The organism is Actinomadura sp. WMMA1423 (genome assembly GCF_006547145.1).
Taxonomy (GTDB): Bacteria; Actinomycetota; Actinomycetes; order Streptosporangiales; family Streptosporangiaceae; genus Spirillospora.
This window is the reverse complement of record NZ_CP041244.1, coordinates 7,797,802-7,824,347: the sequence shown is the minus strand read 5'-3', so window position 1 is coordinate 7,824,347 and position 26,546 is coordinate 7,797,802. Positions and strand designations below refer to the sequence as shown.

Annotated in this window: 29 protein-coding genes; 8 read left to right on the top strand and 21 right to left on the bottom strand. The window is 71.3% G+C overall.

All coding sequences use genetic code 11. The features are described 5' to 3' along the window. Positions 1-45 precede the first annotated feature (45 nt). From FKD65_RS36315 to FKD65_RS36285, 7 genes are all read right to left on the bottom strand, one after another. Positions 46-1,155, bottom strand: coding sequence for a geranylgeranyl reductase family protein (locus FKD65_RS36315; RefSeq protein ID WP_141583386.1), 1,110 nt, complete (start codon positions 1,153-1,155; stop codon positions 46-48). Then, positions 1,155-1,790, bottom strand: a complete 636-nt coding sequence (locus tag FKD65_RS36310) for a dienelactone hydrolase family protein (protein ID WP_141583384.1) — start codon at positions 1,788-1,790, stop codon at positions 1,155-1,157. Before FKD65_RS36310 ends, FKD65_RS36315 begins: the two co-directional genes overlap by 1 nt. Then, positions 1,787-2,206: a CBS domain-containing protein gene (locus FKD65_RS36305; RefSeq protein WP_141583381.1), complete on the bottom strand. Its 420-nt coding sequence runs from the start codon at positions 2,204-2,206 to the stop codon at positions 1,787-1,789. Before FKD65_RS36305 ends, FKD65_RS36310 begins: the two co-directional genes overlap by 4 nt. Before the next feature lie 63 nt (positions 2,207-2,269). Then, positions 2,270-3,175, bottom strand: coding sequence for a proteasome assembly chaperone family protein (locus FKD65_RS36300; RefSeq protein ID WP_205718372.1), 906 nt, complete (start codon positions 3,173-3,175; stop codon positions 2,270-2,272). Positions 3,176-3,297: 122 nt separating this feature from the next. Further along, the gene (gene cbbX / locus FKD65_RS36295; RefSeq protein WP_141583377.1) at positions 3,298-4,245 is read right to left on the bottom strand and encodes a CbbX protein; all 948 of its coding nucleotides are present in this window, start codon (positions 4,243-4,245) and stop codon (positions 3,298-3,300) included. 41 nt (positions 4,246-4,286) lie between these two features. Then, complete coding sequence (locus FKD65_RS36290) at positions 4,287-4,715, bottom strand: ribulose bisphosphate carboxylase small subunit (protein WP_141583375.1); 429 nt, start codon at positions 4,713-4,715, stop codon at positions 4,287-4,289. 1 nt (position 4,716) lies between these two features. Further along, positions 4,717-6,150 carry a form I ribulose bisphosphate carboxylase large subunit gene (locus tag FKD65_RS36285; RefSeq protein ID WP_141583373.1) on the bottom strand — a complete coding sequence of 478 codons (1,434 nt, stop codon included), beginning with the start codon at positions 6,148-6,150 and terminating at the stop codon, positions 4,717-4,719. Positions 6,151-6,359: 209 nt separating this feature from the next. Between FKD65_RS36285 and FKD65_RS36280 the strand changes: the two genes are divergently transcribed. Continuing rightward, the gene (locus FKD65_RS36280) at positions 6,360-7,391 is read left to right on the top strand and encodes a LysR substrate-binding domain-containing protein (RefSeq protein ID WP_205718371.1); all 1,032 of its coding nucleotides are present in this window, start codon (positions 6,360-6,362) and stop codon (positions 7,389-7,391) included. Here FKD65_RS36280 and FKD65_RS44570 read toward each other — a convergent pair. Then, positions 7,348-7,524 (bottom strand): hypothetical protein, encoded by a 177-nt coding sequence (locus FKD65_RS44570; protein ID WP_168221293.1) that lies wholly within the window; start codon positions 7,522-7,524, stop codon positions 7,348-7,350. The genes FKD65_RS36280 and FKD65_RS44570 overlap by 44 nt on opposite strands. A gap of 124 nt (positions 7,525-7,648) precedes the next feature. Here FKD65_RS44570 and FKD65_RS36270 point away from each other — a divergent pair, with 124 nt between their 5' ends. Beyond that, the gene (locus tag FKD65_RS36270) at positions 7,649-8,827 is read left to right on the top strand and encodes a trans-acting enoyl reductase family protein (RefSeq protein ID WP_141583371.1); all 1,179 of its coding nucleotides are present in this window, start codon (positions 7,649-7,651) and stop codon (positions 8,825-8,827) included. 229 nt (positions 8,828-9,056) lie between these two features. Here FKD65_RS36270 and FKD65_RS36265 read toward each other — a convergent pair whose 3' ends face one another. Both FKD65_RS36265 and FKD65_RS36260 read right to left on the bottom strand, forming a co-directional pair. Then, complete coding sequence (locus FKD65_RS36265; RefSeq protein WP_240809767.1) at positions 9,057-10,193, bottom strand: GAF domain-containing sensor histidine kinase; 1,137 nt, start codon at positions 10,191-10,193, stop codon at positions 9,057-9,059. After that, positions 10,190-10,846: a response regulator transcription factor gene (locus FKD65_RS36260; RefSeq protein ID WP_141583369.1), complete on the bottom strand. Its 657-nt coding sequence runs from the start codon at positions 10,844-10,846 to the stop codon at positions 10,190-10,192. The genes FKD65_RS36265 and FKD65_RS36260 overlap by 4 nt, the downstream gene beginning before the upstream one ends. A gap of 159 nt (positions 10,847-11,005) precedes the next feature. On the opposite strand from FKD65_RS36260, the gene FKD65_RS36255 reads away from it, so the two are divergent. Then, the gene (locus tag FKD65_RS36255; RefSeq protein WP_240809766.1) at positions 11,006-11,977 is read left to right on the top strand and encodes a phosphoribulokinase; all 972 of its coding nucleotides are present in this window, start codon (positions 11,006-11,008) and stop codon (positions 11,975-11,977) included. 378 nt (positions 11,978-12,355) lie between these two features. Here the strand turns inward: FKD65_RS36255 and FKD65_RS36250 are convergent, their stop codons facing one another. From FKD65_RS36250 to FKD65_RS36225, 6 genes are all read right to left on the bottom strand, one after another. After that, positions 12,356-13,414: an ion channel gene (locus FKD65_RS36250; protein ID WP_141583367.1), complete on the bottom strand. Its 1,059-nt coding sequence runs from the start codon at positions 13,412-13,414 to the stop codon at positions 12,356-12,358. Between the two features lie 194 nt (positions 13,415-13,608). Next, positions 13,609-13,959, bottom strand: coding sequence for a hypothetical protein (locus FKD65_RS36245; RefSeq protein WP_141583365.1), 351 nt, complete (start codon positions 13,957-13,959; stop codon positions 13,609-13,611). Positions 13,960-14,031: 72 nt separating this feature from the next. Continuing rightward, entirely contained in the window at positions 14,032-14,499 is a 468-nt protein-coding gene (locus FKD65_RS36240; protein WP_141583363.1) for a peroxiredoxin, read from the bottom strand. 18 nt (positions 14,500-14,517) lie between these two features. Further along, complete coding sequence (locus FKD65_RS36235) at positions 14,518-14,946, bottom strand: DUF3052 domain-containing protein (RefSeq protein WP_141583360.1); 429 nt, start codon at positions 14,944-14,946, stop codon at positions 14,518-14,520. A 359-nt stretch (positions 14,947-15,305) separates the two neighbouring features. Then, complete coding sequence (locus tag FKD65_RS36230) at positions 15,306-15,713, bottom strand: YjbQ family protein (protein ID WP_141583358.1); 408 nt, start codon at positions 15,711-15,713, stop codon at positions 15,306-15,308. 71 nt (positions 15,714-15,784) lie between these two features. Beyond that, positions 15,785-15,982 (bottom strand): DUF1918 domain-containing protein, encoded by a 198-nt coding sequence (locus FKD65_RS36225; RefSeq protein WP_141583355.1) that lies wholly within the window; start codon positions 15,980-15,982, stop codon positions 15,785-15,787. Between the two features lie 324 nt (positions 15,983-16,306). Between FKD65_RS36225 and aceE the strand changes: the two genes are divergently transcribed. Next, on the top strand, positions 16,307-19,096 hold the full coding sequence (aceE, locus tag FKD65_RS36220) for a pyruvate dehydrogenase (acetyl-transferring), homodimeric type (RefSeq protein WP_141583353.1): 2,790 nt from the start codon (positions 16,307-16,309) through the stop codon (positions 19,094-19,096). 133 nt (positions 19,097-19,229) lie between these two features. On the opposite strand, the gene FKD65_RS36215 is transcribed toward aceE, so the two are convergent. Together FKD65_RS36215 and FKD65_RS36210 are read right to left on the bottom strand one after the other, a co-directional pair. Further along, positions 19,230-19,604 carry a VOC family protein gene (locus tag FKD65_RS36215; RefSeq protein ID WP_141583351.1) on the bottom strand — a complete coding sequence of 125 codons (375 nt, stop codon included), beginning with the start codon at positions 19,602-19,604 and terminating at the stop codon, positions 19,230-19,232. Continuing rightward, the gene (locus tag FKD65_RS36210) at positions 19,601-20,131 is read right to left on the bottom strand and encodes an ATP-binding protein (RefSeq protein WP_141583349.1); all 531 of its coding nucleotides are present in this window, start codon (positions 20,129-20,131) and stop codon (positions 19,601-19,603) included. Before FKD65_RS36210 ends, FKD65_RS36215 begins: the two co-directional genes overlap by 4 nt. Before the next feature lie 180 nt (positions 20,132-20,311). Between FKD65_RS36210 and FKD65_RS36205 the strand changes: the two genes are divergently transcribed. Next, positions 20,312-20,515: a helix-turn-helix domain-containing protein gene (locus FKD65_RS36205; RefSeq protein ID WP_141583346.1), complete on the top strand. Its 204-nt coding sequence runs from the start codon at positions 20,312-20,314 to the stop codon at positions 20,513-20,515. Here the strand turns inward: FKD65_RS36205 and FKD65_RS36200 are convergent. Beyond that, a protein-coding gene (locus tag FKD65_RS36200; protein WP_240810296.1) for an IS5 family transposase occupies positions 20,504-21,300 on the bottom strand; the annotation gives its coding sequence in 2 pieces (ribosomal slippage) (positions 20,504-20,958 and positions 20,958-21,300; 798 coding nt in all). The two genes, FKD65_RS36205 and FKD65_RS36200, sit on opposite strands and share 12 nt — an antisense overlap. Positions 21,301-21,427: 127 nt before the next feature. Between FKD65_RS36200 and FKD65_RS36195 the strand changes: the two genes are divergently transcribed. Next, positions 21,428-22,021 carry a DUF5753 domain-containing protein gene (locus tag FKD65_RS36195; RefSeq protein ID WP_141583344.1) on the top strand — a complete coding sequence of 198 codons (594 nt, stop codon included), beginning with the start codon at positions 21,428-21,430 and terminating at the stop codon, positions 22,019-22,021. Further along, positions 22,018-22,344 (top strand): DUF397 domain-containing protein, encoded by a 327-nt coding sequence (locus tag FKD65_RS46730; RefSeq protein ID WP_141583341.1) that lies wholly within the window; start codon positions 22,018-22,020, stop codon positions 22,342-22,344. The genes FKD65_RS36195 and FKD65_RS46730 overlap by 4 nt, the downstream gene beginning before the upstream one ends. Positions 22,345-22,375: 31 nt before the next feature. Here FKD65_RS46730 and FKD65_RS36185 read toward each other — a convergent pair whose 3' ends face one another. Both FKD65_RS36185 and FKD65_RS36180 read right to left on the bottom strand, forming a co-directional pair. Continuing rightward, positions 22,376-23,656 (bottom strand): pentapeptide repeat-containing protein, encoded by a 1,281-nt coding sequence (locus FKD65_RS36185; RefSeq protein ID WP_205718370.1) that lies wholly within the window; start codon positions 23,654-23,656, stop codon positions 22,376-22,378. Between the two features lie 285 nt (positions 23,657-23,941). After that, positions 23,942-24,490, bottom strand: a complete 549-nt coding sequence (locus FKD65_RS36180) for a hypothetical protein (protein ID WP_141583339.1) — start codon at positions 24,488-24,490, stop codon at positions 23,942-23,944. A 757-nt stretch (positions 24,491-25,247) separates the two neighbouring features. On the opposite strand from FKD65_RS36180, the gene FKD65_RS36175 reads away from it, so the two are divergent. Beyond that, entirely contained in the window at positions 25,248-26,522 is a 1,275-nt protein-coding gene (locus FKD65_RS36175) for an HNH endonuclease signature motif containing protein (protein WP_141583336.1), read from the top strand. The last annotated feature ends 24 nt before the right edge of the window (positions 26,523-26,546 follow it).

The window sequence follows — 26,546 nt, the reverse complement described above, 5'->3', positions numbered from 1 at the left end:
GGAGCCCCGGCTCAGCGTCCCACAGAGGCGTTCATAGCCAGGGTCTCAGGTGGGGAGGCCGCCCAGGAGGCGCAGGGCGGCGCGCATCAGGGGTGGGTGGGACAGGCCCTGGTGGGTTGCCAGGCGCATGACCTGGGGGTTTTCCAGGGCTCGGGTGAAGGCTCGGCCTAGGGTGAAGGGCGCGTTGTTGGCGCGGGTGACCGCGGCCGGGTACTTCCTCAGGACGTGTTCGGGGAACGGGGAGCGGAAGGCCGATGTGATCACTTCGGCGGCCAGGCGGCCTGCCTCCAGGGCGTAGGAGATTCCCTCGCCGCTGGTCGGGTTGACCATGCCGCCGGAGTCGCCGGCCAGGAGGACGCCGGGCAGGTAGTGGGGGCGGCGGCTGAAGCCCATGGGCAGGGCCGCGCCGCGGAGGGGGCCGGTGGTGTTGTCTTCTGTGAAGCCCCAGGACGGCGGTAGGGAGGCCAGCCAGCGGGAGCACAAGCGGTGGTAGTCGGGGTGCTCGGTGCGCAGTAACGCGACACCGACGTTGCAGGTGCCGTCGCCCATGCCGAAGATCCAGCCGTACCCGGCGGGTGCCAGGTCCAGCCAGATTTCCAGGTGCCCGTCGTCGTGGCGGGGGCTGCGGTAGTAGCGGCGGCCGGCGATGCCGATGGGGCGGTTTCGGTTGGGCCGCAGGCCGAGGGCGACCGAGAGGCGGGACGAGGCGCCGTCCGCTGCGATGACCAGGCGCGCGGAGTGGGTTCCGGTGGAGGTCCGGACGCCTTGGACGCGGCCGTTCGCCGTTAGTGGGGCTGTCACCTTGGTGTTCTCGCGGAGGGTCGCTCCGGCGCGGATCGCTTGGCGGGCCAGGAGGTCGTCCAGGTCGGAGCGGGTGCGGGTGAGGCCGAGGGCGCCGTCCGGCCAGGGGAGTTCCAGGCGACGGCCCGCGCCCACCAGGCGGACGCCCTTGGTCGGGAACCAGCCCCCGTCGCTCGTGTTCACGCCCAGGGACTTCAGCTCCTGTACGGCCCTCGGCGTCAGGCCGTCGCCGCACACCTTCTCGCGGGGGAACGTGGACTTCTCCAGCACCAGGACGTCCAGGCCGGAGCGGGCCAGGTGGGTGGCGGCGGACGAGCCCGCCGGTCCCGCGCCCACCACGATGACGTCGTGCATCACAGGTACCGGTTGAACCAGTCGGCCGCCTGCGCGGTGACCTGTTCGAGGGCTCCGGGCTCCTCGAACAGGTGGGTCGCGCCGGGGATCACGTGGACCTCGGACGTGGGCAGGCTGCGGTGCGCCTGCTCGTTCAGCTCCAGCACCTCGGTGTCGTGCCCGCCGACGATCAGCAGGACGGGGGCGCGGACGTAGGGGAGGGACGGGCCCGCCAGGTCGGGGCGCCCGCCGCGGGACACGACCGCGGCGATCCTGGGACGGGCCGCGGCGGCGCCCAGCGCGGCGGCCGCGCCGGTGCTCGCGCCGAACAGGCCGATGGGGAGGCCCGCCGTGTGCGGGGCGGATTCGAGCCCCTCGACGAGGTCGTCTATCGCGCCGGTCAGGCGCCGGGTGAGCAGGTCGATGTCGAAGCGCAGGGCGGCGGTGACCCGATCGGCCTCCTCCTCCGGCACGGTGAGCAGGTCGATGAGCAGCGTCCCGATCCCGGCCGCGTTGAGGCCCTCGGCGACCGCGCGGTTGCGGGGGCTGTGCCGCGAACTGCCGCTGCCGTGCGCGAAGAGGACGACCCCCCGCGCCCCGTCCGGTATGACCAGGTCGCCCGCCAGCTCGGCGTCCGGGAGCCTCAGCGTGATCATATGTTCGGCGGCTCGGCGCTGATGTCGGCGAGGGCCGAGCGGTCGTCGCGCTGGACGGCGAGGTCACCGATGGACAGCATGCCGATCGGGCGGTCGCCGTCCACGACGGGGAGCCTGCGGACGGCATGGGCCCGCATCAGCCGCACGGCCTCGTCGGCGTCCGCGCCGGGCGAGATCGTGATGAGCTTGGTGCTGCAGATGTCGGCGACGGCCGTGCCGGACATGTCGCGGTGCTCGGCCACGGCGCGGACGACGATGTCGCGGTCGGTGACCAGGCCGCGCAGGCGTCCCTCGTGGACGACCAGGACGTCGCCGATTCCGTGCCGGCGCATGAGGTCCCCGACCTCGACCAGGTTCGTGTCCGGAGCGACGACCACGGGCGCGGGCGTCATGACTTCGTTCACCTTCAGGGCCATGCGAGACCTCCTCCCCCGGCTCCCTCGGGGGCTCGCGTACCCGGTGGCGGGCGGGATATGTGTCTAGGGCGAGTCGGGGCCCTCCCGCTCGGCGAGGAACCGCTCGAACTGCGCGCCGAGCTCCTCGGCGGTCGGCATGTCCTGCGACTCGGCGAGGAGGTTGTCGCGCTCGGCGGCGCCGGCGAAGGCGTCGTACTGCTGCTCCAGCGCCCGGACGACCTTCTCGACCTCGTCGTTGCCCTCGACCTGCTCGGCGATGTCGGCGTCGGTGGCGGCGGCCGCCTCGCGCAGCCGGTCGACCGGCAGGACCAGGCCCGTCGCGTTGGTGACGGCCTCCATCGCCGCGACCGCCGCGGCCGGGTAGGCGGACTGCGCCAGGTAGTGCGGGACGTGCACGGCGAACCCGATGGCGTCGTGGCCCGCCTCGCCGAGCCGCAGCTCCAGCAGCCCCGCGGCACTGCCCGGCACCTGCACCTTGTCGAACCAGGAGTTGCGGGTGATCAGCTCGGGCCGGGTGGCGTGCGAGGTGGTGCCGACCGGGCGGGTGTGCGGGACGCCCATCGGGATGCCGTGGAAGCCGACGACCACCCCGACGCCGAGCCGCTTCACCAGGTGCAGGACGGACGCGGTGAAGCCCTCCCACAGCCGGTCGGGCTCCGGGCCCGACAGCAGCAGGAACGGGCTGCCCACCTCGTCGTGCAGCAGCCGGACGACCAGCTCGGGCGCCTCGTAGGTGGCCCAGTGGTCGCGGTCGAACGTCATCGGCGGCCGGCGCGCCCGGTAGTCGATCAGCGAGTCGACGTCGAAGCGGGCGATGACCCGGTTCTCCAGTGTCTCCAGGAGGTGCTCCCGCACGAGCTGCCCGGTGGACCCCGCGTCGACGAAGCCGTCCAGGCTGTGCAGCAGCACCGGACCCGTCATCTCCGGCACGTCGGAGTCGAGCTCGTACAGATCCTCAGGGTTAAGCAACTTCTCCCCCACCTCTACTGTCCTCAGCCCAAGAGTATCCATTGGGGTGGGACGGGCGCCGGGGCCTCAGGGCCTCCGGCACCCGTCCCGCCGCGGTGGGGAAGGCGGGGCCGGCGGTCGGCTCAGGTGGCTTCCGTGAAGACTCGGCTGGTCAGGAAGTCGTCGGGATGGAGAGTGGTCAGGGCCTCCCGGTCCACCTCGCCCGGGTGGGCCAAGAGGCGGTTGGCATGGCGCAGGCGGGCGCGCTCTATCGCGTTGCGGACGGAGCGGGCGTTGGCGAACCGGGGCCGGGCCCGGCGTCGTTCCAGGTACTCGCGGAAGACCGGCTCGGTCTCAAGGGCGAGGGTGTAGCCCTCGCGGTCCATCATGAGACGGCCGATGGCCTCCAGCTCGCCGGGCTCGTAGTCGGGGAAGTCGATGTGGTGGGCGATCCGGGAGCTCATGCCGGGGTTGGACGCGAAGAAGGAGTCCATGCGGTCCTTGTAGCCGGCGAGGACGACCACGAGATCGTCGCGCTGGTTCTCCATGACCTGGAGGAGGATCTCGATGGCCTCCTGGCCGTAGTCCCGCTCGTTCTCGGCCCGGTACAGGTAGTACGCCTCGTCGATGAACAGGACGCCGCCCATGGCGCGTTTCAGGACCTCCTTGGTCTTGGGCGCGGTGTGGCCGACGTACTGGCCCACGAGGTCGTCGCGGGTGACCGAGACCAGGTGGCCGCGGCGGATGTAACCGAGGCGGTGCAGGAGCTCGGCGAGCCGGACCGCCACGGACGTCTTGCCCGTCCCGGGGCTGCCGGTGAAGCACATGTGCAGGTTGGGGCGTCCCGAGTCGATGCCGAACCGGGCCCGGACGCGGTCGACGAGCAGCAGCGCGGCGATCTCCCGGATGCGGGTCTTGACCGGCGCCAGGCCGACCAGCTCGGCATCGAGGGCCTCGAGGACGGAGTCGACCTGGGAGTCGGCGCGTTCCTTGGCCAGGTCGACGCGGGCGCCCGCGGGGAGCGGCTCGGCGGGAGGCGGCTCCGCGGCGGGCGCCTCCTGGACGTCCACCGTGGAGCCGTTCCGCAGCATCCCGAAACCCTGCCGCGTCCCGGGTCCGCCGGAGCTCTCGCTCAACGTCCCGCCCCGTAGCGGTCGCCCTCGGGACGGTCTAGGGCGTAGGGGTGCATCGTGTAGCGGACGCGCCGGTCGGAGGTCTCCGCGCGGTCGAGCCGGAAGCCGGGCTCCTCGGCCGGGCGCTGGACGATGAACGACAGCGCCGTCGTCTGCCGCCCGTAGCGGGCGTCGTAGGCGTTCAGCCGGACGTAGTGGCCGGGATAGGCCTTGCGGCACTCGTTGACCTCGTACAGGACGCCCGCCGGGTCGGTGAGGTCGAACATCGGCAGGCCCCACATCTCCCAGTAGGAGTTGCGCGGGTGGGGGTCGTCGGTGAACTCGACCGAGCAGGGCCAGCCCTGGTCCAGCGCGTAGGCGATCTGCTTGGTGATGTCCTCGTCGGTGAGGTCGGGCAGGTAGGAGAAGGTGCCTTGGGTGATCCGCATGTCACACGCTCACGGGGGTCGGGGCGGCGTCGGGGGTGTCGGTGGACTCGTAGGTGAAGGTGATGTCGCCCCAGGTGGACAGGGCGATGTCGAGCTCGCGGCTGTGCTTGGCGGCGGCGCGCAGGACGTCGGGGCCCTCGGCGAGGTAGTCGCGGCCCTCGTTGCGCGCCTTGATCATCGCCTCCAGCGCGACGCGGTTGGCGGCGGCGCCGGCGGCGATGCCCATCGGGTGGCCGATCGTCCCGCCGCCGAACTGGAGGATCGAGTCCTCGCCGAGGTAGTGCAGGAGCTGGTGCATCTGCCCGGCGTGGATGCCGCCGGACGCGACGGGCATCGTGCCCGGCATCGATGCCCACTCCTGGTCGAAGTACAGGCCCTTCACCGGGTCGGCCTCCGCGCGGTCCAGGCGGAGGGTGTCGTAGTAGCCGCGGACGCTGTTCGGGTCGCCTTCGAGCTTGCCGACGACCGTCCCGGCGTGGATGTGGTCGACGCCCGCGAGGCGCATCCACTTGGCGATGACGCGGAAGTTCACGCCGTGGGTCTTCTGCCGCGTGTAGGTGGAGTGGCCCGCGCGGTGCAGGTGCAGGATGACGCCGTTCCTGCGCGCCCACTTGGCCATCGACTGGATCGCCGTGTAGCCGATGGTGAGGTCGATCATCACGATGACGCTGCCGAGCTCCTTGGCGAACTCGGCGCGCTCGTACATGTCCTCCATCGTCGCGGCGGTGACGTTGAGGTAGTGGCCCTTGACCTCGCCCGTCGCGGCCTGCGCCCGGTTGACGCCCTCCATGCAGTACAGGAAGCGGTCGCGCCAGCGCATGAACGGCTGGGAGTTGATGTTCTCGTCGTCCTTGGTGAAGTCCAGGCCGCCGCGGAGGGCCTCGTAGACGACGCGCCCGTAGTTGCGGGCCGACAGGCCGAGCTTCGGCTTGACGGTCGCGCCCAGCAGCGGGCGGCCGAACTTGCCGAGGTACTCGCGCTCCATGACGATGCCGTGCGCCGGGCCCTGGAACGTCTTCACGTAGTGGGTCGGGATCCGCATGTCCTCCAGGCGCAGGGCCTTCAGCGCCTTGAACCCGAAGACGTTCCCGATGATGGACGACGTCAGGTTCGCGATCGAGCCCTCCTCGAACAGGTCGAGGTCGTAGGCGATGTAGGCGATGAACTGGTCGCCCTGCCCTGGGACGGGCTCCACCTTGTAGCACTTGCCCTGGTAGTTCTCGTAGGAGGTCAGCCGGTCGGTCCACACGACCGTCCAGGTCGCGGTGGACGACTCGCCCGCGACGGCCGCGCCGGCCTCCTCCGGCGGCACGCCCTGCTGGGGGGTGATGCGGAAGGCGGCGAGGATGTCGCTGTCCTTCGGCTCGTAGTCCGGACGCCAGTAGCCCATCTCCGCGTAGGGGATCACGCCCGCCGACCATCTGCCCGCGCTCATCGCCGCTCTCCTTCAGCCGAAGCCTGGAATGGGCGGGCCGCGGCGCGCCGCCCCGGTGGAGGACGGCATGTCCCAGGGGATGGGGTGGAGCGCCGCGTCCCGGCCACGTGGAACCGTGACGCGTCCGAGCTTCACCTCCCGACACTTGCGGTGTCCATCAAGTGTTCTACGGTGACCGTTGAGCATTCAGTTGAACGAGGAGGCGGGACGTGACGGAGGCGCGGTTGCGGGCGCTCGTCGCGGTCGCCGACACCGGGTCGGTGCGGGCGGCGGCGCGGCGGCTGTACGTGACGGAGTCGGCCGTGTCGGCGGCGGTCGCGGCGCTGACCCGCGAGCTCGGCGTCCCGCTCGTCCGGCGGGAGGGGCGCGGCGTGCGGCTGACCGGCGCGGGCGCGGTCTACGCCGGGTACGCGCGGCGGGTGCTCGGGCTGCTGGAGGAGGGGCGGGCGGCGGCGCGCGGCGCGGCCGACCCGGGGCGGGGGCCGCTGCGGCTGGCGGCGGTGACGACGGCCGCCGACCAGATCCTCCCCGAGCTGCTGGCCCCGTTCCGGGCGCGCTGGCCGGACGTGGAGCTGGCCCTGGAGGTGGGGCCGCGCCGCCAGGTGTGGAGCAGCCTCGCCGCGCACGAGGCCGACCTCGTGCTGGCGGGCCGGCCGCCCGCCGATGTCGCGGCGACCGTGCTGGCCAGGCGGTCGAACGAGCTGGTCGTGGTGGGCGCGCCCGACCTCGCGTCCGGGTTCGCCCTCGCCCGCACGCCGTGGGTGATGCGCGAGCCCGGGTCGGGGACGCGGGCCAGCGCGGACGCCTACCTGGCCGAGCGGGAGGCGGCGCCGCCGCGGCTCGTGCTCGGCTCGAACGGCGCGGTGATCGCGGGCGCGGCGGCGGGGCTCGGCGTCGCGCTGGTCTCGCGGGACGCCGTCGGCGCGGAACTGGACGCCGGGCGGCTCGTCGTGGTCGACGCGCCGGGGATGCCGCTGGACCGGCCCTGGCACGCGGTCGCGGGCGCCGCGCCGACCGCGACGACGCTGCTGTTCGTCAGGCACCTGCTGGAGGCCCCCGGCTGGCACCCCGCCACGGCAGGCCCGGCGCCTACGGCAGGCACAGCGCCTACGGCAGGCACAGCACCTACGGCAGGCACAGCACCTGCGGCAGGCACAGCGCCTAAGGCGGGCACCGCGCCTACGGCAGGCACAGCACCTACGGCAGGCTCCACAGGGACACCGACAGCAGGCCCAGGCTGACGGCGATCAGGACCATGGCGGCGGACCGCCCGCCCTCGGCGGCCGGGGTGGCGCTCCGCCGGGCCAGCAGGACCGCGAAGCTCACGAGGAAGCCCGCGGCGACCACGTCCATCATCACGGCGAGCCAGGTCATACCCACACCATTCGCGTCATCGGAGCAACCCTAGAGGAGTGCGGTCCCTCACATCGGCGGGCCGGTGCGCATGAACGGCCCCGAACACGACAGAATCGTGTTCGGACTCGTGAAAGGGGGCCCCATGACCGCCGACCGCCCGTACGACGTCGTCCTGTTCGGCGCCACCGGTTTCACCGGCGCCCTCACCGCCGAGTACCTCGCCCGGCACGCCGGTCCCGGCACTCGCTGGGCGCTGGCGGGGCGCAACCAGGCGAAGCTCGCGGCCGTGCGCGACAGGCTGGCGGAACTGGACGGGGCATACGCCGACCTCCCGCTACTGCACGCCGACACCACCGACACGGCGTCGATCGAGGAGATCGCACAGTCGGCGCGGGTCGTCATCACGACGGTCGGCCCCTACGTCAAGTACGGCGAGCCCCTGGTGGCGGCGTGCGCGCGCGCCGGGACCGACTACGTCGACCTCACCGGCGAACCCACGTTCGTGGACCGGATGTACGTGAAGTACCACGAGGCCGCCGTGCGCAGCGGGGCCCGGATCGTGCACGCCTGCGGGTTCGACTCGATCCCGCACGACCTCGGCGCCTACTTCACGGTCAAGCAGCTCCCCGAGGGCGTCCCCCTGCACGTCGAGGGCTTCCTGCGGGTGCGCGGGGACGCCTCGGGCGGCACCTTGCACTCGGCCGTCGGCATCTTCGGGGACGCCGCCGGCATGATGCGCGCCGAGCGCGAGCGCCGCAAGGTGGAGCAGGGGCCCGCCGGGCGCACCGTGCGGATCTCGCGCCGCCCCGCGCCGAAGGCCCGCGTCGGGGGCGGGTGGACGCTCCCGCTGCCCACCATCGACCCGCAGATCGTGGTCCGGTCGGCCGCGGCCCTCGACCGGTACGGGCCCGACTTCTCCTACGGCCACTACGTCGCGGTCAAGCGGTTCGCCACGGCGGCGGGGATGGCGGCGGGCTCGGGCGCCCTGCTCGCCCTCGCGGCCCTGCCCCCGACCCGGAACCTCCTCCTGCGGCTCCGGACGCCCGGCGAGGGCCCGTCGGAGGAGCGCCGCGCCCGCAACTGGTTCAGCGTGAAGTTCGTCGGAGAGGGCGGCGGCAGGCGCGTCGTGACCGAGGTCGCGGGCGGCGACCCCGGCTACACCGAGACGGCGAAGATGCTCGCCGAGTCGGCGCTGTGCCTCGCCCACGACGACCTGCCCAAGACGTCCGGGCAGGTCACGACGGCCGCCGCGATGGGCGACGCGCTGATCGAGCGACTCGTCAAGGCCGGGATCACCTTCCGCGTCCTCGACGCCGGCTGAGCTGTGTTTACTCAGCCCCGGCCCACTTCGCTCGCCTGGCGGCTGTGTTTACTACAGTCCCGGCCCACTTCGCTCGCCTAGCGGCTCGCTACGTGACCGTGCCTGGGCGAACGCGGCATCGCTTCGCGATCCGCCCGGCTCCGCTCGCCTCCGGCTTCGCTCCACCGGCCAGGTCACGCGTTCGCGCGCGTGGCCGAGGCCACTTCTCGAGCGTCCCTAGGACCCGGCTTCAGGGGCGGCGGCCGGGGATGGGGATCACGGCCTCCACGGTGGTGCCCCCGCCGGGGCGGCTCGTCACGGCGACCCGGCCGCCGAGCAGTTCGGCTCGCTCCCGCATGCCGCGCAGCCCGTAGGAGTCGGGCCGGCGGCCCCGACCGCCCCGCGCCAGGACGTCCCCCATCGAGAAGCCGACCCCGTCGTCCGCCACTTTGAGCCGGACACGGTCGCTGGAGTGCTCCAGCAGCAGGTCGACGCGGTTCGCCGACGCGTGCCGCAGGCTGTTGCCGACCGCCTCCTGCGCGATCCGGTACAGGGCGGTCTGGACGTGGTCGGGCAGTTCGTCCTCCAGCTCGCCCTCGACGGTCACCGTCACGTCGAGCGGCCCGGGGTCGTCCCCGGCCTCCCGGGCGAGGGTGGCGAGCGCCGCCGACAGGCCGAGGTCGTCCAGGACGGGCGGGCGCAGCCCCCCGATCGCCGCGCGGGTCTCGGCCGCGGCCAGCTCGCACAGCCGCCGCGCCATCATGATCTGCGCCAGCCCCTCGGGATGGTGCTCGGGCAGCGCCCGCTCGGCCGCCGACAGGTGGAAGCCGAGGCTGGCGAGCCGCTGGGCGATGCCGTCGTGGATCTCCCGGCTGAGCCGGGACCGCTCGGCCTCCTGCGCCTCGACGGCCCGCTCGGCGAACCGCTCGGCCGCGTGCTCGCGCTCGCGGGCCGTGCGCAGCCGGCGGCACGAGGACAGCACGGGCGCGAACAGCCCGGCGAGCGCGGTGACGAGCGCGACGTCGTCGGGCGGGCACGGGCCGGCGGACCGGACGTCCACGACGGCGATCACGATCCCGTCGCCGTGCACGGGGATCGCGGCGCCCCGGCCGTCCGGGTGGGTGCGGGCGCGGCCGTGCGCCGCGACCCAGCCGACCTCGCCCTCCCCCAGCGCGACGGGCGCGCCCCGCCATTCGAGGACGCGCTCCTCGTCGTCCAGGACGTACACGTCGCAGAAGGTCAGCGTCCGCGCGGACCGCACGACCAGTTCGGCCAGCTTCTCGGCCATCCGCGGCAGCTCGCGGTCGGAGCAGGCCACGCCCGCGACGCGGACGAGCAGGTCGGCCCCGCGCCCGGCGAGGAGTTCCAGCGGGCGGACACCGGTCACCGGAACAGCCCCTCGCGGAGCGCGACGGCGATCGCGGCCGACCGGTCGGCCACCTCCAGCTTGCGGTACAGGGCGCGCAGGTGGCTCTTGACGGTCTCCTCGCTGAGCACGAGCCGGGCGGCGATCGCCTTGTTCGACAGGCCTCCCACCAGCAGCGACAGCACCTCGCTCTCGCGCTGGGTGAGGCCGCGGTTGGCGCCGGGCCAGAACTCGCCGCGGGTGAGCCGGGCCGCGGTGACCGCCATCCGCCCGGCGAGCGTCGGGTCGATGACCGTCTCGCCCTGCGCGACCTCCTCCAGCCGCCGGACGAGCTCCGGGCCGTCCACCCGCTTGAGCAGGTAGCCGCCGGCCCCCGCGCGCAGCGCCTCGAAGACGTACTGCTCGTCGTCGTACACCGACAGGAACACCACCCGGGCCTCCGGGACGCGGCCGGTGATGAGGCGGCACAGGTCGAGGCCGCTCTCGGGGCCGAGCCGGACGTCCAGCAGGACGACGTCCGGGCGCAGCGTGGTGACCAGCCGGGTCGCCTCGTCCCCCGTCCCCGCCTGCCCGACGACGCGGACCCGACCGGAGAAACCGGCCAGCATCGCCGTCAGCCCGGCGAGGATCATCTCGTGGTCGTCGACCAGGACGACGCGTACGGGGACACCCATTCCGGCACGATAACAACCGGAAGCTACTCACCAGTAGCCGCGCCCGGGAAAGGCCTCCCGAGGTTTCACCCCCGGTCTCACCTGATTGGGGGACGAGCCGCCGCGCGAACCCGCCTAGGCTGCACAGCGAAAACTGAATTCCGCAGGACGGAGGAGCCAGTGCCCCATCGGATCGTGCATATGCTCCGGGCGCGCGGGTCGGGCCGCCGCCCCGTCATGCTCGCCATCGCGGGGGACAGCGCGGCGGGCAAGACCACCTTGACCAGGGGGCTTGTGCGGTGCCTGGGGGCGGACCGGATGACCGCGGTCTGCGTGGACGACTACCACCGCTACGACCGCGCGGAGCGGGCCGGGAAGCCGTTCACGGCGCTGCACCCCGACTGCAACCACATCGACATCATGGAGCAGCACCTCCAGCTGCTGTCGATGGGCGAGCCGATCCTGAAGCCCGTCTACGACCACGCGACCGGCGAGCTCGTCCGGCCGGAGCTGGTCGAGCCCCGCGACTTCGTGATCGTCGAGGGGCTGCTCCCGCTGCACACCCGGCTGGCGCGGGCGTGCTTCGACATCACCGTCTACCTGGACCCGCCGGAGCCGCTGCGGCACTCATGGAAGGTCAGGCGCGACTGCGAGAAGCGCGGCTACAGCCCCGAGCAGGTGATGGCGGAGCTGGACCGGCGCGAGCCCGAGAGCGCCGCCTACATCCGGCCGCAGCGCAAGCACGCCGACATCGTGGTGCGGTTCGCGCCCGTCGCCGGACGCCTCGACCCGCCCGGCACGCCGCTGTCGGCCGAGCTGCTGCTGCGCCCGACGATCGACCATCCGGAGCTGGCCGACGTCCTGGAGAGCGGCCCGAGCGACGCCGAGACCGCCATGCACCTGCGCCTCCACCGCGACACCGACGGCCGTCCCGTGGACGCCCTGCACGTCCACGGGTACGTCTCGCCGGACGAGTCGCAGGTCGTCAAGAAGGCCATCTGGGAGCGCCTCGGCCCCCGCGCCGGCGCCGCCCTGCCCGACCCGGACGCCCTCGGCCGCATCAGCGACACCGGCACCAGCGACCCGCTCGCCATCACCCAGCTGCTGCTGCTCTACCACCTGCTCGACGCCGACCACCGCCAAGCCGCATGAGCGCCGGCGAACGGGGGGCGTGGGGGTTCGCCCGCCCACAACAAACACGCATGAGCGCCAGCGAACCGGAAGGTGCGGGGGGCGTCCCCCCACAACAAACACGCATGAGCGCCAGCGAACCGGGGGGCGTGGGGGGTCGCCCCCCACAAGAAACACGCATGAGCGCGAGCGAACGGGGGGTGTGGGGGCCGCCCCCAAGAATCACGCATGAGCGCCGGCGAACCGGAAGGGGCGGGTGGCCGCCCCCGTAGGAGACACGGTTGAGACTCCGCGTGCGTGCGGGGAGGCCCCGGGGCCTTGGACCTGTGCCCCGGGCCGCACGTCCGCGGCCGCCGGGAGGGTGCCCTCAGCGGGCGCGAGGGGCGCCCTCCCGGCTCCTTACAGCTCCTGCCAGGGGATCTCGGGGCGGTCGGTGGCGACGACCGCGAGCGACTGGCCGCCCCGGATCCTCTCGTCGGGGGCGGACGTCAGCCGGAAGCGGGCGTCGGGGCGGTGCGACTCGCCCACCGCGAGGAGGGTGTTGCCCCGGCGGAGGAGGAAGACCGCGACGTCGAGGCGGGTCCACTCGCCGGCGCCCTCGGGGACGTCCACGCGGTAGAGGGTGCCGTCGCTGTCGAGCGTGCTGGCCAGGTCGTGGTAGATCGCGGCGATGCCCGGGTCGCGGATCGCGGCCGCGGTCACCGCGGGGTCGTCGATGTCGACCGGCTCGATGTTCTCGCCGACCAGCCGGAGGGCCTCGGTGATCTCGGCGCGCCGCCCGCCGTCGCGCACCCCGGCCAGCAGGTGGACCGGCGGGTCGCCGTTGCGCCGCAGGTAGGCCTCGACTGTCAGCATCACCCGCACGGTCTCGTCGTCGTTGCGGCCGACCACGAGGACGGTCCGGGCGTGCTCCAGGCAGGCCCGCTCGAAGGCGGTGTCGTCGAACACGACCACGTCGTACAGCTGCGGGTCGGGGTTCTCCCCCGCCAGTTCCCCCGGCCAGAAGACGGTCACCACCTGCGTCTTCGCGAACTGCCGGTCGGCGCGCAGCTGGCGGATGATGGCGACCAGCCCGTCGCGGTCGTAACCGACGATCACGATGTGCCGTCGCCTGTGCAGCCGCGCCTGGCCGTTGGCCCTCATGGTCCGTCCCTTCCCCATCCAGAGCGTCAGCTCGGCGAACATCACCAGCCCCGCGGTGAGCCCCGCGATCATGACGAGCACGCCGCCGATCCGGCCGCCGACCGTGCTCGGGGCCAGATCGCCGTAGCCGGTGGTCGTGCCGCTGACCAGGAAGTACCAGATGTACTGGTGGGGCTTCTTGATGTCGGCGCCCGGCTCCTCGAACACCGCGATGAGCAGCCAGCCCGCCACGAAGGCGGTGAGGAGGACGAGCGCGGGCACGCGCCACGTCCGCCCGGTGATCCGGTGCACCAGGCGCATCAGCACGATCGGCATCCGCGAAGCGTCCCAGCAGGCAAAATGCCGCGTCAAGCCTGAAATGACCGGAGTTGTAGCAGGTCGGTCCGGGCAGGCGCCGTCTCCGGATCCGGCGCGGGGCCGTCTCCGGATCCGGCGCGGGGCCGTCTCCGGATCCGGCGCGGGGCCGTGTCCGGATCCGGCCGGGCCTTTCCGAGGGGCGGGACGGCTCCTCAGAGGGCGGGACCCCGTTTCAGGACGCGCGACAGCGCCGCCGCGACCTCCTCGGACAGGCCCCCGTCGGCGGGCGGCTGGGCACCCGAGTGCACCAGGTCGGCCTCGCCCGGCTCCTCCCGGACGGCGTCGCGGGTGTGACCGCAGTCACGGCACTCCACCTCGCCGAGCCGGCACACCAGCGCGGCCGAGGCGCACTCCGAGCAGCGGTCCAGAGCGTCCGCCCAGTCGTGGGCGGTCTGGCACCGGGGGCAGATCAGGACCTGGTGGTCCGCCCGGACCCCGCGCTTCCACGGGCTCGCCCCGCGCACGGGGTCGGTCTGCCGCGCCCCGCAGCGGAAGCAGGGCATCACACCTCCAGGGGTGCGGGGGCCGGTTCCGGCCATCCGGTCCGGATGGCCGCCGGAACCGGTCCGGTTCGCTCAGAGCCCGGCGAGCGCCTTGCGGTACTCGTCGATGTCGCGTGCGTCCGGGATCGCGTTCACGACCTTCCAGCGGACCACGCCCTCGGTGTCGATGATGAAGGTGCCGCGCAACGCCACGCCCCTGGCCTCGTCGAACACGCCGTAGAGCTGGGCCGTCGCGCCGTGCGGCCAGAAGTCGGCCAGCAGCGGGAAGCCGAAGCCCTCCTGGTCGGACCAGGCCCGCAGCGCGAACATGGAGTCGACCGAGACCGCGAGCACCTGCACGTCGGCGCCCGCCCCGGCGACGAGGCCGGACAGATCGTCGCGCAGCGCGCACAGCTCGCCCGTGCACACACCGCTGAACGCCAGCGGATAGAAGACCAGGACGACGTTCTTGCCGCCCCTGAAGTCCGACAGCCTCACCGGGGCGCCGTGCTGGTCCTTCAGCTCGAAGTCCGGTGCGGCGTCGCCTGCGTTGACCGCCAAGATGCCCCCGCCCCGGCGCTACTTGCGGACCTTGGGAGCGACCAGCCGCGTGCCGGACCACTCCCTGGCGGCGCTGACGCTGCTGGTCTGCGACAGGCCGGCCGTCTGCGCGGCCTCGCCGATGTCGCTCGGCTCGACGTGCCCGTCCCGGCCCGCCTTGGGCGTCAGCAGCCAGATGTTGCCGCCGCCGGTGAGCGGGATCATGGCGTCGGTCAGGCCCTCGAACAGGTCGCCGTCCTCCTCGCGCCACCACAGCAGCACGATGTCGACCACGTCCTCGTAGTCCTCGTCGACCAGCTCGTTGCCCGTGAGCTCCTCGACGGAGCGGCGGAGCTCCTCGTCGACGTCGTCGTCGTAGCCGATCTCCTGCACCACCTGGCCCGCCTTCAGGCCGAGCCGTTCGGCCAGGCTGCGCTCAGACTGCGCCTGACCCGCGGTCGCGCTCACGAAAGTCCTCCCATTGTCGTCAGTCCGCATGGTCCGGGCCCTTGCGGCTCTCGGCCCCCCGAAGGGGACGGCCTGCCCGCACCCGTGCGGTGTTTGCCGGACAGTCCACACAAGTGAGGGCCCCTTGCGCAAGTGTCTTCCCGGCTTTTGGTGACCCCATTGGCCCGATTACGAAGATCCCCGTCACTGCACGCCCACCCACCGTGACAACCGCTCCCCCAAGTGTGTACCCGGCAGGGAGGCGGCGTCCCGCACCCGGCGGTTCACCCAGCTCAACCCCGCACCGAGCGGAAAGCCCGCTCCCACGCGCGTCCCCGCACCACGTGGAGGGACCCTCCGCGCCCGGTTCGCTTCGCTCATCATCCTTTGAGGAACGACAGCCGAACCTGCCGATCGGGATTGTCGACGTTGAGGTCGACCAGGGCCACCGACTGCCAGGTCCCCAGCTCGAGCCGCCCGCCGACGACCGGCAGCGTCGCGAACGGCGGCACGAGGGCGGGCATGACGTGCGACCGCCCGTGCCCCCGCGACCCGTGCGCGTGCCGCCAGCGGTCGTCCGCAGGCAGCAGGTCGCCCAGGGCCGCCAGCAGGTCGTCGTCGCTGCCGGAGCCCAGCTCGATGATCGCCACACCGGCGGTCGCGTGCGGGACGAAGACGTGCAGCAGCCCGTCCCCGCCCGCCGACGCGGCGAACCGCTCGCACTCCGCCGTGATGTCGTGGACGGCCTCGCCCGTACCGGTGGCCACCCGGACCACGGTGCTCTCCATGATCCCGTGTCTACCCCATCCGCGGCACCGGACGCATCCGCGCCCCGACGGATCCGCACCCGCCCGCGCGGCTAGCGGGACGCCTTCGTGCGGGGTTCGATGACCGCGTCCGGCCCCGGGTAGACGAGGGCCTCGTGGCCGTCGTCGAAGCGGACCAGGTACGGCGGGCCGCCGTCGCCGCCCCGCACCTCGATGATCTCGCCCATGCGGTCGGGCTGCCCCACCACGTTGCCGTGGACGTGCAGCCGGTCCCCGATCTTTCCGTTCATGCTTCCCCCAAGCTCGCTCGTCCGCCTCCGGGCGGGCCCTGCCGGGCGGGCGCTCGTCGCAGCGGCCCCACCCGCACCCAGCCTCATACGTTCCCCGGACCCGGTCAGGGGGAATCTCCCGGCACCGTGAAAAAGGTGGTCGCACCGGGTCGGCCCCCGCGCTGACCGGGGACAATGGTTACTGGTTGGTAGAGATGCGTTAGCCGTCATTAGCGGCGACGATGGATCACAAACCCAGGCGACGAACAGTCTGCCGGGACCGGTGGCCTCCCGTGCGGCGGCCCAGGTCTGACCAGCACAGACGGTAAGGACAGAGGGGACCCCGTGGCTTCCGGACGTCAACGCTTTTCGATCATCAGCGACGGGCTGCCGAGCCAGCTGCCCGACATCAACCCGGACGAGACCCGGGAGTGGCTGGAGTCGCTGGACACGGTCATCAAGACCGAGGGCCGCGGCAGGGCGCGCTACGTGATGCTGCGGCTCCTGGAGAGGGCGCGCGAGCTCCAGGTCGGGGTGCCCGGCCTGCGCAGCACCGACTTCATCAACACGATCCCGCCGGAGTCCGAGCCCTGGTTCCCCGGCGACGAGCACGTGGAGCGGCGCATCCGCGCCTACATCCGCTGGAACGCCGCGATCATGGTGTCGCGGGCGAACCGCCCCGAGCTGGGCGTCGGCGGCCACATCGCCACCTACGCCTCCGCCGCCTCGCTCTACGAGGTGGGCTTCAACCACTTCTTCCGCGGCAAGGACCACGGCGAGTCCGGCGACCAGGTGTTCATCCAGGGCCACGCGGCCCCCGGCATCTACGCGCGCGCGTTCCTCGAGGGACGGCTCCCCGAGGAGAAGCTCGACGGGTTCCGGCAGGAGCACTCGCACCCCGGCGGCGGCCTGTCGTCCTACCCGCACCCGCGGCTCATGCCGGACTTCTGGGAGTTCCCCACGGTCTCCATGGGACTGACCGCGATCGACTCGGTCTACCAGGCCCGGTTCAACCGGTACCTGTACAACCGCAAGATCAAGGACACGTCCCGCTCGCACGTGTGGGCGTTCCTCGGCGACGGCGAGATGGGCGAGCCGGAGTCGCTCGGCGCGATCGGCTTGGCCGCCCGCGAGGAGCTCGACAACCTCACCTTCGTCGTCAACTGCAACCTCCAGCAGCTCGACGGCCCGGTGCGCGGCAACGGGAAGATCATCCAGGAGCTGGAGTCGTACTTCCGCGGCGCCGGGTGGAACGTCATCAAGGTCATCTGGGGCCGCGACTGGGACCCGCTGCTCGCGCAGGACGTCGACGGCGTCCTGGTCAACCAGATGAACACGACGCCCGACGGCCAGTTCCAGACCTTCACCGTCGAGTCCGGCGAGTACATCCGGGAGAAGTTCTTCGGCGACGACCCGCGGCTGCGCAAGATCGTCCAGCACCTGTCGGACGACGAGCTGCGCAAGCTGTCGCGCGGCGGGCACGACTACCGCAAGGTCTACGCGGCGTTCAAGTCGGCCCGCGAGCACGTCGGGCAGCCGACCGTGATCCTCGCGCACACCATCAAGGGCTGGACGCTCGGCTCGGACTTCGAGGCCCGCAACGCCACCCACCAGATGAAGAAGCTCACCAAGGCCGAGCTGAAGGAGTTCCGGGACCGCCTCTACCTGGACATCCCCGACTCGGCGCTGGAGGCGCCGCTCCCGCCCTACTACCACCCGGGCGAGGACTCCGAAGAGATCCAGTACATGCGCGAGCGCCGCGCGGCCCTCGGCGGGTTCCTGCCGAAGCGGGTCGTGCGGGCCAAGCCGCTCAAGCTGCCCGGCGACCCCGTCTACAGCGAGCTGAAGAAGGGGTCCGGCAAGCAGAACATCGCGACGACCATGGCGTTCGTCCGGCTGCTCAAGGACCTGATCAAGGACGAGAACATCGGCGCCCGGTTCGTACCGATCGCCCCGGACGAGTACCGCACGTTCGGCATGGACTCGCTGTTCCCCACGTCCAAGATCTACTCGCCGCACGGGCAGACCTACGACGCGGTGGACCGCAAACTGCTGCTGTCGTACAAGGAGGCCGAAAGCGGCCAGATGCTCCACGAGGGCATCAGCGAGGCGGGCTCTATGGCGTCCACCATCGCGGCGGGCACCGCGTACGCCACGCACGGCGAGCACATGATCCCGGTCTACATCTTCTACTCGATGTTCGGGTTCCAGCGGACCGGCGACCAGATGTGGGCGCTCGGCGACCAGATGGGCCGCGGGTTCCTGCTCGGCGCCACCGCCGGCCGCACCACGCTCACCGGTGAGGGCCTCCAGCACGCCGACGGCCACTCCCCGCTGCTCGCGGCGTCCAACCCGGCGTGCGTCCACTACGACCCGACGTGGGCGTTCGAGCTGGCCCACATCGTGAAGGACGCGCTGCGCCGCATGTACGGGTCGTCCGAGGAGCACCCGAACGGCGAGGACGTCTTCTACTACCTCACCGTCTACAACGAGCCCTACCAGCAGCCCGCCGAGCCCGAGGACCTCGACGTCGACGGGCTCCTCAAGGGCCTGTACCGGCACAAGGCCGCCCCGGAGGTCGCCTCCGGGAACGGCGAGGCCCCGCGGGCGCAGATCCTCGCGTCCGGCGTCGGCGGCCGGTGGGCCATCGAGGCGCAGCGGCTCCTCGCCGAGGACTGGGGCGTCGCCGCGGACGTCTGGTCGGCCACCTCGTGGAACGAGCTGGCCCGCGAGGCCCGCGACTGCGACGACTGGAACCTGCTGAACCCCGACGCCGAGCAGCGCGTCCCGTACGTCAGCCGGGTCCTCGACAACGTCGCCGGGCCGATCGTCGCGGTGTCGGACTACATGCGCGCCGTGCCCGACCAGATCGCGCCGTGGGTCCACGGGGACTACACCTCGCTCGGCACAGACGGGTTCGGCTTCTCCGACACCCGCGCCGCCGCCCGCCGGTACTTCAACGTGGACGCCGCGTCGATCGTCCTCGCGGTGCTCACCCGCCTCGCCCGCCACGGCGAGGTCAAGCCGGAGACCCTCGCCGAGGCGATCCGGCGCTACAAGCTGGACTCCACCGTCAGCGACGTCTTCGCGGGCGGCGTGGGCAGCGCGGAAAGCAACACGGGCGGCGACGCCTGAGCTGTGCTAGCCCAGGGGGGCGACCCCCTGGAACCCCCGTTACGAGCCGGGCGGGGATCGCGGAGGTGTAGGCCGCGATCACCACCCGGTGAGGGCCCCGAGGTTCGCCTCGGGGCCCTCACCATGTCCGCCTCTAGGACGCGGCCGGGGTGAACACGCCGAAGGTATTGCCGGACGGGTCCTGGAGGTAGGCGAACTTGAGGCCGTTGGCGGTGGTCAGCGGCGGCATGGCGACCTTGCCGCCGGACTTCACGGTCTGGTCGCAGACGGCGTCGACGTCCTCCACGAGGACCAGGAACATCGCGTGGTTGCGGGACGCGTCCGGCTCGTGGGAGATGCCGCCGGCCGGCGCTTCGGCGCCCGGGTAGCTGACCAGGTCGTAGCCGTCGCTGTCGGGGTCGATCGCGAACTGCCAGCCGAACATGTCCCCGTAGAAGCGGCGGGCCTCCTCCGGCGCGTCGGTGCCGACCTGGAACCACGTGACGGTGTTGAACGCGGGAACAGTCATTGGTCTCCTCCTTGGAAGGCTGTTGCCAGCAGCGTGGAAGAGCCCCGCGACAGCCCCATGTCGGGGTTTCCGAACGAGTTCGCGAACCGGAATTCCGCCCACACGATCGTGCGGTCCCCGTCCGTCCGGTACCCCCAGCGGTCCGAGAGGGCTTCGACGATCCGCATCCCGCGCCCGCTCTCGGCGCCGCCCTCCGCCTTGACGCAGGGGCGCCCGCCGTCCGCCCCGTCGTCGGCGACCTCCAGGCGGTGGACGCCCTCTCCAGCCAAGAGGCTGACCGTCACCCAGCCGCCGTCACCCGAGGCCGTGTGGAGGATGGCGTTGCAGACGGTCTCGCTGCCGACCGTCATCAGGTCGTCCAGCCCGGGATGGCCCAAGGGCAGCACGTCCCGCAGGAACCGCCGCGCGTTCCCGACGGACTGGCGAACCCCCGGCAACGTGATCGCGCCGACCACGGCCAGGTCGCCGCTCATCACCCCGCCACCCACGACACGCCAGGCCGGGCCGCCGAGTGCGGCGCCTCCCATCTCGGCGGGATCCTCTTCGTCTCGGGCGCTCCCATCGTGCGCCTCCCTTCGGTTCGGAGTCGCCCGCCACACTCACCGCCCGAAGTCCTCGTGTCCTGGGGCCTGAACGTTCCCTGACTGAACGTTCAGCCGCCCGCCTTTCCGTGCACGAGCCACCACCCTCGGTGACATTCTTGGAGGATGCCTTCCGGGAACGCCCCCACCGTTCGCCAGCGCCGGATCGGCTCGGCACTCCGCAAAGCCCGCGACCGCCACAACCTGACCGTCGCCACCGTGGCCCGCCGCTTCGGCCGCTCCCAGGGCTGGGTGAGCATGGTCGAGAACGGCCTCCAGTTCGTCGCCCCCGAGGAACTCAGCGACTTAGGCGTCATCTCATTTGGCTAGTCGGCGGTGGCAGATGAGTGTGGCGGCGATGCCGACGAAGGCCAGGAAGTGTTCGGGCTTGCGTTCGTAGCGGCGGTGCAGGCGGCGGCAGCCGCTCAGCCAGGACACCGTCCGTTCCACCACCCAGCGGTGCCGTCCGAGCCGGTCGGAGGACTCGATGCCGCGGCGCGCGATGCGCGGGGTGATGCCTCGCCCGCGTAGCCAGCGCCGCAGGTCGGTGTAGTCGTAGCCTTTGTCGCCGTGCAGTTTTGCCGGGCGGCGCCGGCGCGGCCCGCGCCGGGAGCGGATCGGCGCGATGCCCCGCACCAGCGGCTCCAGAGCGAGCTTGTCGTGGGTGTTGGCCGCCGAGATCCCGACAGACAGCGGCAGTCCGGCACGATCGACCAGCAGATGGATCTTCGACCCACGTTTGCCGCGGTCGACAGGATTCGGGCCCGTCAGCTCCCCCCTTTGCTCGCGCGGACGCTGACGGAGTCGATCGCGCACCGCGACCAGTCGAGCTCGCCGCGCGCACCCAGCTCGTCCAGCACCAGGCGGTGCAGCTTGGCCCACACCCGCGCGGCCGTCCACTCGGTGAAGCGCCGGTGCGCGGTCGGGCCCGACGGCCCGAACACCGGCGGCAACTGCTGCCATGTACAACCGGTGGTCGCCACAAAGATGATTGCCGCCAGCACCTCACGATCTCCGTGCCGACGCCTGCCACCGCCCTGCGGCCGCGTCGGAGCGGGCGGCACCACCCGCTGGAACAGCTCCCACAACTCCTCTGGCACCAGCCGCTCGACCATCTCCACGACCGTAGGCTACTGCCACCAATCCAAATGAGATGACGTCTTACTCGACTTCTACGGAATCGAGGACGGCCCCCTCCGCGAATCCCTCCTCCACCTCGCCACCCACAAACCCGGCACCTGGGTGCGGGAACGCCAGGGCCGCATCTCCGCCGCCGCTCTGGACCTCGCCAGCCTGGAAGAGGACGCCGCCGAGATCCGCACCTTCGAGCCCAGCATGGTCCCAGGGCTCCTCCAGATCCCCGAGTACATGCGGGAACTCATCGCCGTCGGTCCTGCCAAGCATTCGCGCAAAGCCAAGACGCTGGTCGATTTCCGGCTGTCCCGCCAGCGGGTACTGAGCCGTTCAGACCCGCCTTGCTATATACCCATCCTCGCGGAGGCGGTTCTCCACAACCAGGCCGGCTATGATCCCGCGATCATGCGGGCCCAGCTTCAACGGCTAGCCGAAGTCGCCCGGCTTGATCACGTGGACCTGCGCGTGCTCCCCCGCACTTCTAGCCAATACCTGTGGTTTGGCAGCCCGCACCTTCTCATCTCCCTGCGTCCGCCCGGACGACTCACCGTGTCCGTGGTCGATCAGTTCGCCCAGAGCATCTTCGTGGAGGACGAGGAACAGGTCGCGGCACATGAGGAGACGTTCGAACTGTTGCGCTCGGCAGCACTGAACAGAGTCGCTTCGCTGGAACTCATCAACGAGATAGCGTCGCAATCATGAGCACCCCCGAACCGCCTCGGTCCGCTTGGCGCAAAAGCAGCCACAGCGGCGGCGACGAAGGCAATTGCGTCGAGATCGCCGTCCTCAACGACCACATCGGCATCCGCGACAGCAACAATCCCGCCGCCGGGCACCTCACCCTCACCCGCCAACGCTTCACCAGCCTCCTGGCCCATCTGGCATCCGACCGCGAGGAGGTGCGTCAGGCCATCCCCGACAAGCTCCGCAAACTCGACGGGTCGGCCGCCTCCAGCGTCTCCCTCCTGACAGAGATCCCAGCCGAGTACATCGAACGACTCGGCGGGATCAACATGGACACCTGATCGATACCAGGCCCTCACGCGTGACGCCGAGCTAACAGCGCACGAAGCGGCCCTGGGTTCCCTCCGTTGGCCCGATTCGCCAGCCGTCTGGAACCTGGTGTCCCAGCCCGGTATCCGTCACCATCGCCGCTTCCAGGTCGACCCCCTCAGACGAGAAGGCCGCCTCTCCCAATTCAACGACCCCGGAGAAGGTCGCCTCGCCGAACTTGGCGGCCCCGGAGAAGGTCACCTCGCCGAACCTGGCGGACCCGGAGAAGGTCGCCTCACCGAACCAGGCGACCCCTGAAAAGGCCGCCTGGGCGAACAGGGCGTCCCCGGAGAAGGTCGGCCGGACGAACCAGGCGTCCCTGGAGAAGGTCACCTGGGCGAACGCGGCGTCCCTGGAGAAGGTCACCTGGCCGAACACGGCGACCCCGGAGAAGGTCACCTCGTCGAACGCGGCGAACCCCGAGAAGGTCACCTGGTCGAACCTGGCGACCCCGGAGAAGGTCGCCCGGACGAACCAGGTGTCCTCGGAAAAGGTCGCCCCGTCGAACTCGGCGTCTTCGGAAAAGGTCGCCCCGTCGAAGGTGCTGACCCCGGAGAAGGTCGCGTTGGAGAAGTCGGCGTGGTGGAGGGTGCAGTTGCTCAGGGTGAAGTTGGTGAGGGTGGCGCCGGTCAGGTCCAGGGAGATGTCGGCCCAGTGGTGTTCGGCGGTGGGCTGGAGGTGGGTGGACAGGAGGCGTTGGGCGGTGAGGCGTACCTGGTGTTCTTCGTGCGGGTCGGGACTCTGGGTTTGGGGTTCGGTTGGGGTGTGGCGCAGTTCGCGGGCGGCACGGTAGCGGGCGGCGTTGCGGCGGGCCCGTTCCCGGTGTTCTTCCTCGGGGTCGGGGCGGTTGGCCGGGGGCGGGGTGTAGGGCATGCGCAGGTAGGCGCAGATGATGTTGACGATGGTCTGCTGGTGCCGAACATTGTCGTTGGCCAGCCGTTCCAGGGTGTACAGGGCGGTCAGGCGGACCGGTGCCTTGTCGGAGGCGAGTTGCTCGGCGGCCGCGTTATACAGCTCGGTGATCCGCCGCTCGGCCGCGTCCAGCTGCTCCAGCGCGGTCGCCAATTCGGCGTGCCGTTGGCGCCGGAACGCCAGCATCAGCCCGACCGCCGCGCCCGCACCGCCGCCGGCGGCCAGGCCGGTGCGGACGGCGTCCACCCGGATCTTGGCTCGGTCGGTGCCGGGTGGGGCGTCATCGGCGACGTCCAGCAACCAGGCGGTGGTCAGCCAGATCGCCAACGCCGCCGCCCCGGCGGCCGCCAGCATCCAGAACCCCGCCGCCAATGGCCGCACCTGCAACGGCCTGCCCTCACGCCGAGCTCGTGCCTGTACCCAGCACCGCCGTATCGGCTCCAGCCCCCGCCTCATACGCCCATGCGCGCCGCTCGGCGCCACCTCGCCCACAACGCTCAGACGCGGTCACTGCACCCGCCGTTCACGATGCCCCACTCAGCGGCAACGCCCGCATCCGGCCTGTAACGCATCGCGTCTGTTGACGCCCGGTGGCGAAGACGTACGCCGCAGCTCGGCTTCGGCTCCTAGGCAGAGACCGATCTGGGCGACCGAGGGTCAGTTGGAGTAGCCCGCGAACCTCCCCGGTATGCGTTTGCCATCCATGGCGGCGTCAGGACAGACGGTGCGCCAGGACTGCTCCACCCGATGGAGCTCTTCGGAGTTGAGCCCGGCCCAACGACTGGTGAACTTCCGGCCCGCGATCCGCAGCCGCAGTGTCGCGATTCCCGCTCCCGGGCCGAGCATCGACGGGTGGTCGGGGTCGTAGTCGTGCTCTCGGTGGGTGATGTGCACTGCGTTCACCATGCGGGCGTCGTGGTCGGTGGTCCGCCCGTTGACGTGGTGCACGCGGATGCGACGCAGGCCGTCATCGACCACGGTCACCCGGACCAGGCGCCGCCGGTCCCGCAGCCAGTAGGCGGTGCCCCAGACCGCGTAGAGGGACGCTCCGCAAAACAGCGCGACGAAGACGAACGTCTCGCCGCCCAGCCAGAGCAGGCCACCGAAGCCGGCGAGGGCTGCCGCTGCCACGACGTGCCGGAGCCACCGCAGGGCCCAGCCGTTCTGGTGGACGGCCTCCCAGAGCAGATCGTCCTCAAACCGCACGAGACCATCATCGCCTGGGTCCGGGCTTGGCGCTAGGAACGCTTCCGCCCCTCACGCCGTCGCCATGGGGTGCAGGACGACGACAGCGATCTACGGGGAGGGCCACGGCTCTCGGCTGCGAGATCCTCCGGTGTCACCCAATCTCATCGACACGGAACGGGCGTGGGTGCGGCCGTTGGCGGAAGTCATCGAGAACGTTGCCGGTAGACGCGACAAAGCCACCGAAAGACCGGTGGAGAACCCGCCCACCGGGGCGACCGCCAATCCCCCGCGTCCGCCTGGACGAGCTGTTCACCGATGACGCACACGCACTGCGCAAGCGGATGCTGCGGCGAATACCGTACAAGACCGCCCACCCGTGAACTCGACCAGCACGGCGGCGGCCCGAACCCATACCAGCCCCGCCATTCCGCCCTGCGGCACCGGACCGGCGCGGGCCCGCACCGCCGCCGAACTCCAGGCCAAGACGCGCCACCAGCACCGGGCCAGCCCGTCGCCCATGTCCGCCTCGGTGAACGGACACGCCTACAGATCCCCACCAGGCCACCCGAAGTGAGCCCCGTACGCCGTCAGTCAGACTGCCAGATTAAGTACCTATGGCCGTTTTTGTAGTGACGGCTACATTGAGGGAAATGCCCGACTACTGCAAGTACGGGAATCTCATTCCCTCTTCTCCAGGTCTCATCTATCCCTGCGGTAACAATAATCAGTCTGCAATCTCGCCTCTATTCGTGCACCTGCTCGATACACTCTGTGCATGTGTTCGGTCACGGATATGGATCTCGGTGAGGCGTCCACCCAGGAACTGGTGGACGCCGCTGCCGCGATCGCCGCCGAACTCGCCCAACGTTCCGCCCCCGACTCCGCTGCGGCGTGCATGAAGCTCGCCGAAACGCTAGCCGCAGCGTCAGACGCCCACGAGGCGGCGTTGGCAGGGTTCATCGCCCGGGTCGACGCAACCGGTGAGACGCACCGGTGGGGGTTTCCGTCCACGCAGACGTGGCTGCGGTCCCGGCTGGGCATGCGCGATGCGCGCGCGAAAGAACGCGTCAACCTGGCCCGCCAACTCCACCGGCTTCCCACCGTGACCGCCCTGCTTTTAAGCGGTGAGTTGTCCTACGGGTACGCCTCAACGGTGGCCGACGCCGTCAGCCGATTGAACGATGACGACTGCGCGGAGGCCGAGACGCTGCTGTTGGAGATGGTCGAGCAGGGGTTCTCGGCGGGGAAGGTGGCCGCGTTCGGCCGGCGGATCCGCGAGGTCATCGCCGAGCGCGACGGGCAGGAGACAGCCCCCGATGATGTCCAGCGCGGGTATGAGGGGTCCTGGATCACCAGTACCCGCTCCCTCGACGGCGGCCGCTACATCAACGGCTGGCTGAACGCCGAGGACGCCGCCATCTGGGACGGCACTCTGGGCCCGCTGACGAAACCGGCCGGGCCTGATGACCACCGGGACCTGGCCGAGCGGACGGCTGCCGCACTGAGCAGCGTCCTGGCCGGTGGGCACAAAGCAACCAAGGTCACCCTCATCTGCGACCTGGACACCCTCACCGGCGGCCAGGCACCCGCCCGCCTCACCGACGGCACACCGATCCCGGCAGCCCAGGCGCGTCGCGTCGCCCTGGCCGCCGGAGTCTCACCCCTCCTGCTCGGCACCGGCAACACGCCCCTGTACCTGGGGCACAAGGTCCGGTTCGCCACCGCAGCCCAGCGCCAAGTCCTGGAAACCCTCTATCCCACCTGCGCCGTCCAAGGCTGCGAAGTCCCCGGCATCCTGTGCGAAGTCGACCACGTCAACGGATGGGCCCTCGGCAAGAGCCCCACCGACATCGACAAACTCGCCCTGTGCTGCGGATGGCACAACCGCTACAAACACACCAACCCCCAGCACATCCACACCCGCCAAGACCCCACCACCGGCCGATACCTCTATCTGCTCCATCCACCCTCCGACACACCAACAGCCCACCCCCCGACCACCGACCCGCGCACTGCCTACCTGCCCACAGGTCTCGACTGGGCCGCATGACTAGCGCTGACGACCTACCTGGCG

Coding starts and splice junctions, on each gene's coding strand:
- FKD65_RS46730 (WP_141583341.1), top strand. CDS start 22,018: ATGAGCACCCCCGAACCGCCTCGGTCCGCTTGGCGCAAAAGCAGCCAC.
- FKD65_RS44570 (WP_168221293.1), bottom strand. CDS start 7,524: ATGACCTGGCTCGCCGTGATGATGGACGTGGTCGCCGCGGGCTTCCTC.
- FKD65_RS36260 (WP_141583369.1), bottom strand. CDS start 10,846: ATGGGTGTCCCCGTACGCGTCGTCCTGGTCGACGACCACGAGATGATC.
- FKD65_RS36210 (WP_141583349.1), bottom strand. CDS start 20,131: ATGGGAGGCGCCGCACTCGGCGGCCCGGCCTGGCGTGTCGTGGGTGGC.
- FKD65_RS36310 (WP_141583384.1), bottom strand. CDS start 1,790: ATGATCACGCTGAGGCTCCCGGACGCCGAGCTGGCGGGCGACCTGGTC.
- FKD65_RS36285 (WP_141583373.1), bottom strand. CDS start 6,150: ATGAGCGCGGGCAGATGGTCGGCGGGCGTGATCCCCTACGCGGAGATG.
- FKD65_RS36290 (WP_141583375.1), bottom strand. CDS start 4,715: ATGCGGATCACCCAAGGCACCTTCTCCTACCTGCCCGACCTCACCGAC.
- FKD65_RS36305 (WP_141583381.1), bottom strand. CDS start 2,206: ATGGCCCTGAAGGTGAACGAAGTCATGACGCCCGCGCCCGTGGTCGTC.
- FKD65_RS36175 (WP_141583336.1), top strand. CDS start 25,248: ATGTGTTCGGTCACGGATATGGATCTCGGTGAGGCGTCCACCCAGGAA.
- FKD65_RS36205 (WP_141583346.1), top strand. CDS start 20,312: ATGCCTTCCGGGAACGCCCCCACCGTTCGCCAGCGCCGGATCGGCTCG.
- FKD65_RS36250 (WP_141583367.1), bottom strand. CDS start 13,414: ATGCCGATCGTGCTGATGCGCCTGGTGCACCGGATCACCGGGCGGACG.
- FKD65_RS36215 (WP_141583351.1), bottom strand. CDS start 19,604: ATGACTGTTCCCGCGTTCAACACCGTCACGTGGTTCCAGGTCGGCACC.
- cbbX (WP_141583377.1), bottom strand. CDS start 4,245: ATGCTGCGGAACGGCTCCACGGTGGACGTCCAGGAGGCGCCCGCCGCG.
- FKD65_RS36315 (WP_141583386.1), bottom strand. CDS start 1,155: ATGCACGACGTCATCGTGGTGGGCGCGGGACCGGCGGGCTCGTCCGCC.
- FKD65_RS36230 (WP_141583358.1), bottom strand. CDS start 15,713: ATGGAGAGCACCGTGGTCCGGGTGGCCACCGGTACGGGCGAGGCCGTC.
- FKD65_RS36225 (WP_141583355.1), bottom strand. CDS start 15,982: ATGAACGGAAAGATCGGGGACCGGCTGCACGTCCACGGCAACGTGGTG.
- FKD65_RS36270 (WP_141583371.1), top strand. CDS start 7,649: ATGACCGCCGACCGCCCGTACGACGTCGTCCTGTTCGGCGCCACCGGT.
- FKD65_RS36245 (WP_141583365.1), bottom strand. CDS start 13,959: ATGCCCTGCTTCCGCTGCGGGGCGCGGCAGACCGACCCCGTGCGCGGG.